The 6,422-nt window shown below is 49.8% G+C and carries 4 protein-coding genes; 1 reads left to right on the top strand and 3 read right to left on the bottom strand.

The genetic code is table 11. From position 1 onward, the window contains the following. Positions 1–27: 27 nt before the first annotated feature. Entirely contained in the window at positions 28–705 is a 678-nt protein-coding gene (locus tag EA392_05125; protein ID TVR39950.1) for a DNA alkylation repair protein, read from the bottom strand. A 206-nt stretch (positions 706–911) separates the two neighbouring features. Here EA392_05125 and EA392_05130 point away from each other — a divergent pair, with 206 nt between their 5' ends. Continuing rightward, positions 912–1,940 (top strand): sensor histidine kinase, encoded by a 1,029-nt coding sequence (locus EA392_05130; protein ID TVR39951.1) that lies wholly within the window; start codon positions 912–914, stop codon positions 1,938–1,940. A 63-nt stretch (positions 1,941–2,003) separates the two neighbouring features. Here the strand turns inward: EA392_05130 and EA392_05135 are convergent, their stop codons facing one another. Further along, positions 2,004–4,733, bottom strand: a complete 2,730-nt coding sequence (locus EA392_05135; GenBank protein ID TVR39952.1) for a gliding motility-associated C-terminal domain-containing protein — start codon at positions 4,731–4,733, stop codon at positions 2,004–2,006. Positions 4,734–4,886: 153 nt separating this feature from the next. Beyond that, positions 4,887–6,422 (bottom strand): gliding motility-associated C-terminal domain-containing protein (locus tag EA392_05140; GenBank protein ID TVR39953.1); only part of this gene is annotated, 1,536 nt, incomplete at its 5' end.

Genomic DNA, 6,422 nt, shown 5'->3' on the forward strand with positions numbered 1-6,422 from the left:
GCGAAGCTAACGAAAAAAGCCCACAGCTCAAGAGTACTTGTTCAGTAGCCGGGTGGCTTCGCGCTTACTGAGGCCGCTCATTTCTAACTGACTTACAATGTTGAGCACGAATTCGGGATTTGTCTTGCCATATTCACGAAGTGCCCAGCCAATGGCTTTACGGATGAAAAAATCGTGATGGCTGGCCAGTTTCTCAACCAATTCGGCAAGCAGGGCTTCGTCGGTTTGTGTTTTGTGCTTGAGTTGAAATAGCAAGGAGCAGCGGAGCAACCACATATTTTGCCCTTTGAGCCATTTGCTAACCGCGGGTCTGATTTGCCCGGGGTGCTTTTGAAAGTGGTGACCCAGTATTTTGGATGCGATATAGTCAACGCTGTCCCACCATGATTGATTTGTGATGAGGTGTTCAAAAAGAGGAAGTATAGTTGCGCCCCAGTGTTTGCGATGGCGATAGAGTTCTTCTTGCCCACAGTAGTGCATTTCTCTCCACGGCAGTTCCCAGCATGACAGCACAAAAGCTCTCAGTTCATTCATATCAGGATGCCACGGATTGGATTGATTGAATGATTTGAGCGCTTCGCGTCGTTCTGTGGCGTCAACCCCAATGAATGGGAAACGGTTTTTCATGTACTGCTCCATTTGCCCTGCCCGAGAGGGATTACTGTATCTTTGCAATGCTAGCAGTAAATCGTCGGCTCGCTTCATGCTGCAAAATAAAAAACCCCGCTCCAACAAAGTTGGGGCGAGGTAAAAGAATAATGACGAAAACCTTCCTGGTGCTCATCATTACCGCTTTTGTTGTACAGCTGATGACTGGTTTGCGAAAGTAAAAGTAGGGTAATGTTGCTGCCCTCGTATGGCGTTTTAAACCAAAATATCGCAATTGTTTACATGTCTGAGCTGTATTGTGAATGCAAAAAGTCAACAACCACAGTGGGTTGGGTGTTTTTTCGACTACCGCGGTTTTCTCACCTCCAATAAGCGTTAATATGGGTTCAAGGGCTAAAGTGAATTTGATTTTTGGATTACTGGCGGGGTATATTCTCCTTCAGTTCCTTTGGTGGGCCTATTTGCTTTGGACGCTGAATGCGGATTACTACACTTTGAAACAGGAACTTCTCCTGGCCTGGGGTGTGGAGGCAGATATGGCACCTGCTGAAGAATTGCGACGAAAACACTGGATGGTGATTGGCGAAGGCATGATATTTTTGAGCTTACTCATTATTGGGATATTGCTCACAGCACGTTACATGAAACGAGATATTCGCCTTGCGCAGTTGCAACGCAACTTTCTGTTGTCGGTATCACATGAGCTCAAAACACCCATAGCGGCCACTAAGCTGTATCTTCAAACCTTGAAAAAGCGAAAACTTGAGCCTGCCAAAGAAGCCGAGTATCTGGATCGCGCCCTGAAGGGAAACGACCGACTAGAGGCTTTGGTAGAGAAAATAATTCTCGCCACTCGTTTGGAGCATTCAAATATAGACCTGAAAAAGTCAAGGCAACTGCTTGAGCCCTTCGTGCGGGATTGTGTTGCCACTCTTACGGCCATTGATGAGGGGAAACATAAATTTTCAGTAGAAATTGAGTCGGGGATTGCGGTGATGACAGATTCTCTGGCATTGGAAACCATGATAATAAACCTGCTTGAGAATGCCGTAAAATACTCCCCTGCCGAATCTGAAATTATTGTGCGAGCAGCCAACGTAGGTCATAACGTTGAGTTTTCAGTAACCAACCCTGGTTCCATTTCAGTGGAGGATCAGAAACATGTCTTCGATAAGTTTTTCAGAGCAGGCAACGAGGAAACCAGAACCACCAAAGGAACGGGCGTGGGGTTGTACCTTGTGAAAGAACTTGCGATATTAAGTGGCGGCGGAGTAAACGTGAATGTCTCCGGCCAATCGGTTAAGTTTTCACTTGAGTTGCCTGTTGGCTAACCAAAAAAAACGACCCCGCTTTGAGGCGGGGCCGAAGGATATTTTCAGGAGTAGTTTTGACTTCTACCAGTTATCGAGCACATGTATAGTACCCTGGAACTTGCAAAGGCCGTTGTCAATATCGAGCAGGTAGTAGTACACATCACCGCGCTGGTCCTCTGCACCCCAGCATACTTGTCGGGTGTTTACATCGCAGCGGTAGTTATCACTTTCATACACTACCTTTCCCCATCGGTCTAAGATGGTTACAACGGTGCTGAATACGGTTGAGTTGGGCACTACCCATACATCGTTAATTCCGTCTCGGTTGGGCGTAATCACATTGGGGATTTCATCCACGCTGCTGAGCGAAGAGGGCACTTCCACCACGGTTGAGTTTCCGCACACGTCTGTGATGGTTACTTCAAAAACACCTTCCTCGGCATCGTTTGCGGTAACTGTACCCACAGCACTGATGTTTCCAAAGGTAGCGGGGCCTTCCCAAGCGTAGGAGTAATCCTGGGGGTTTTCACCGGCTCCGCCGCTTACTTCAGTTACTGAAAGCGTTACAGACAATCCCGTACAAAGCGGCTTAGAGGCTGCTGAGGCTTCAATGGGCAGCAGTATGGGTACCGTTACTGTGGTGGTAGCTGTGGTTGTTACATCACAAATATCGGTTACAGTTACAGTGTAAATTTCTGTTTGGTTGGGAGATACGGTTATAGATGGGGTGTTTTCTCCGGTGTCCCATTCGTAGATGAAACCACCTGCTCCACCACTCACGCTGGCATTGAGGGTTTGGGCATCACCCGGACAAACCGATGTTGGCTCGGGCAGGCTAACCTCCAGGGGGTCATATTCGGGCACCACTACGGTAACAGAAGCGAACTCTGAAGTACCTCCGCAATCATCGGTTACCTGTAGAAAGTACTCGGTTGTAACGAGTGGATTTACCGTAATGGATTGACCGGGGTCAAAACCTGTCCACTGGTACTGGTAAGGAGCTGCCCCACCTTCTGCATTACCTGTGAGAACTACTTCGTCGCCGGCGCACAGCACGGTTACTTCATCGCCCGGCAGGGCTGTTGGCGCTTCCAGCGGGATGAAATATACGGCAACGGAGTCGGTAGCCACCACGCCGCATTCATCGGTAACACTTACCAGGTACCAGGTAATGGTTTGGGTGCCGTCAGGAGCTACAGTAATTTGAGGAGTAGTAGGCCCGGTATTCCATTGATAGGAAAGATCGCCCTGCCCGTCTGTTCCGGTTGCGGTGAGGTTTACCGTTTGCCCCACACAGTTGATGGTGTCATTGGGTGAGGTGTTGACAAATGGCCCGGGTTGCACATTGTTTGTGACCGTGACCGAAGCGTATTCCGGACTGAGCCCACAACCATCGGTTACCACGAGGATGTAGGTTTCTGATTGTCCGGGCGGCGGTGGTTCCACCATGGTTGATGGCCCCGTTGCAACGATGGTGGTGGAGTCGGGTAGGGCCCATTCGTAGAGATAGGGAGGTACCCCGCCGCTTGCTGAGCCTGCAATTTCCACAAGATCGGTTGCGCAGTCAATGGTCACATCAGTGGTCACCACAGGAAAGGTGTATTCGTTGAAAATGGGGATGGAAGCTGTAGCAGTTACGGTGTCGCCGCAAACATTAACGGTAACCGCCGAAATGACAAGTGAGTCAACCTGAGATCCAAGCCCGGTAGCAAGAGTAATGATATCCACGCAAACGGTATCTACACCGGGAGGGAAAACCACAAAGTTCTGGTCTGGCTCAATGTAGTGCACACCCGGCAAGGCAGAGCCGCTAAGTTCAAAAAATGCAGTGTCCACACCCATGGTGTCAGGCCGGAAGAGGCAAAACTCAGCGTTGGTGCATCCGGCAACGAGACCGTCAATAAAGTCGTTTTCGCCGAGTTCAAAGCCGGGAACAACGGGGTTTACATCGAGGTCAACAATCAGATTGGAAACAAAACTGCCTTTCTCGAGAAATACGCCAGAGTCCAGCGCACCGTCACCCACATTGGCAATCGCGAGTTTCATGTGATAAACTTCGCCGCATTGAACGAGTGCCTGGGCAGTAATTGGGGTGGTGTAACCTCCAAAGCAAATATCTGAGGCCATACCGTTTCCATTACCTCCCCCGTTGTTTACGAAGAATTCAGCGTTGCATGGGCAAGGGCCACCGCCACCGGGAGGGTTGCAAGTCCCGCCTGTACCGCCAGTGCCATTATTTACTGTGTTGATAGCTACAGGCGTGGTTGTTCCGGGTACCAAGGCAATATTCGCTGCATCGCCGGTAAAAGGGCCGCTGATTCCGGGCCCACTGATAAAAAACCCAAAAACATCATTAAAGCTGCTACACACAAAACCGTGATATTCTCGAGATGAGAAGATGAAGTTAAACTTAACGGAATCTCCTGAGGGGATAAAGTCAAATTCTACAACTGTAACATCAAAAAGGGTGCCCGATACCAATTGAGAGAGATCTGGGTCCGAGCCCGAACCGTCTCCATCGGCGATGGCTCCGCATGTTGCGATTTGAACGTTTTTCGTAGTCATCATCATTCCTTCTTCAAACGGAAAGCCCGCACCCTCGCTTTCGAAAGTGCCAACCCGTGGCACAATGATATCGCCGTCAAAGCCATTATAGGTTACGTTAAAGGCATCGATTCCCTCACCCAGCAGAAACTCATTCACGATTTCTTCAACCGTGAGGTTGTTTTGGGTTTGTGTCTGCGCCAGCGTGAATAATGGAATAAAAACGATGGCTAAGAAAGCTAAGGAAATACGTGTCGATTGATTCATTGTATGACGTTTTCGGTTAGAGGTGCTGTTATCTCAGATTAGAAGATACAAGTCAGTAGCCTATGGGTTGGAGGATAAAGGTACGCGAATTACGGATAAAAACACAAAACCCTGCTAATAAGCAGGGTTTTGAAATTGCTAAAGGGTCGGTCTCTACCAGTTATCGAGCACATGTATAGTACCTTGGAACTTGCAAAGGCCGTTGTCAATATCGAGCAGGTAGTAGTACACATCACCGCGCTGGTCCTCTGCACCCCAGCATACTTGTCGGGTGTTTACATCGCAGCGGTAGTTATCACTTTCATACACTACCTTTCCCCATCGGTCTAAGATGGTTACAACGGTGCTGAATACGGTTGAGTTGGGCACTACCCATACATCGTTAATTCCGTCTCGGTTGGGCGTAATCACATTGGGGATTTCATCCACGCTGCTGAGCGAAGAGGGCACTTCCACCACGGTTGAGTTTCCGCACACGTCTGTGATGGTTACTTCAAAAACACCTTCCTCGGCATCGTTTGCGGTAACTGTACCCACAGCACTGATGTTTCCAAAGGTAGCGGGGCCTTCCCAAGCGTAGGAGTAATCCTGGGGGTTTTCACCGGCTCCGCCGCTTACTTCAGTTACTGAAAGCGTTACAGACAATCCCGTACAAAGCGGCTTAGAGGCTGCTGAGGCTTCAATGGGCAGCAGTATGGGTACCGTTACTGTGGTGGTAGCTGTGGTTGTTACATCACAAATATCGGTTACAGTTACAGTGTAAATTTCTGTTTGGTTGGGAGATACGGTTATAGATGGGGTGTTTTCTCCGGTGTCCCATTCGTAGATGAAACCACCTGCTCCACCACTCACGCTGGCATTGAGGGTTTGGGCATCACCCGGACAAACCGATGTTGGCTCGGGCAGGCTAACCTCCAGGGGGTCATATTCGGGCACCACTACGGTAACAGAAGCGAACTCTGAAGTACCTCCGCAATCATCGGTTACCTGTAGAAAGTACTCGGTTGTAACGAGTGGATTTACCGTAATGGATTGACCGGGGTCAAAACCTGTCCACTGGTACTGGTAAGGAGCTGCCCCACCTTCTGCATTACCTGTGAGAACTACTTCGTCGCCGGCGCACAGCACGGTTACTTCATCGCCCGGCAGGGCTGTTGGCGCTTCCAGCGGGATGAAATATACGGCAACGGAGTCGGTAGCCACCACGCCGCATTCATCGGTAACACTTACCAGGTACCAGGTAATGGTTTGGGTGCCGTCAGGAGCTACAGTAATTTGAGGAGTAGTAGGCCCGGTATTCCATTGATAGGAAAGATCGCCCTGCCCGTCTGTTCCGGTTGCGGTGAGGTTTACCGTTTGCCCCACACAGTTGATGGTGTCATTGGGTGAGGTGTTGACAAATGGCCCGGGTTGCACATTGTTTGTGACCGTGACCGAAGCGTATTCCGGACTGAGCCCACAACCATCGGTTACCACGAGGATGTAGGTTTCTGATTGTCCGGGCGGCGGTGGTTCCACCATGGTTGATGGCCCCGTTGCAACGATGGTGGTGGAGTCGGGTAGGGCCCATTCGTAGAGATAGGGAGGTACCCCGCCGCTTGCTGAGCCTGCAATTTCCACAAGATCGGTTGCGCAGTCAATGGTCACATCAGTGGTCACCACAGGAAAGGTGTATTCGTTGAAAATGGG

The organism is Cryomorphaceae bacterium, assembly GCA_007695365.1.
Lineage (GTDB): Bacteria > Bacteroidota > Bacteroidia > Flavobacteriales_D > SKUL01 > SKUL01.

What these genes read in the sequence shown, in the direction of transcription:
- EA392_05125 (TVR39950.1), bottom strand. Translation starts at nt 705, where the DNA reads ATGAAGCGAGCCGACGATTTACTGCTAGCATTGCAAAGATACAGTAAT.
- EA392_05130 (TVR39951.1), top strand. Translation starts at nt 912, where the DNA reads ATGCAAAAAGTCAACAACCACAGTGGGTTGGGTGTTTTTTCGACTACC.
- EA392_05135 (TVR39952.1), bottom strand. Translation starts at nt 4,733, where the DNA reads ATGAATCAATCGACACGTATTTCCTTAGCTTTCTTAGCCATCGTTTTT.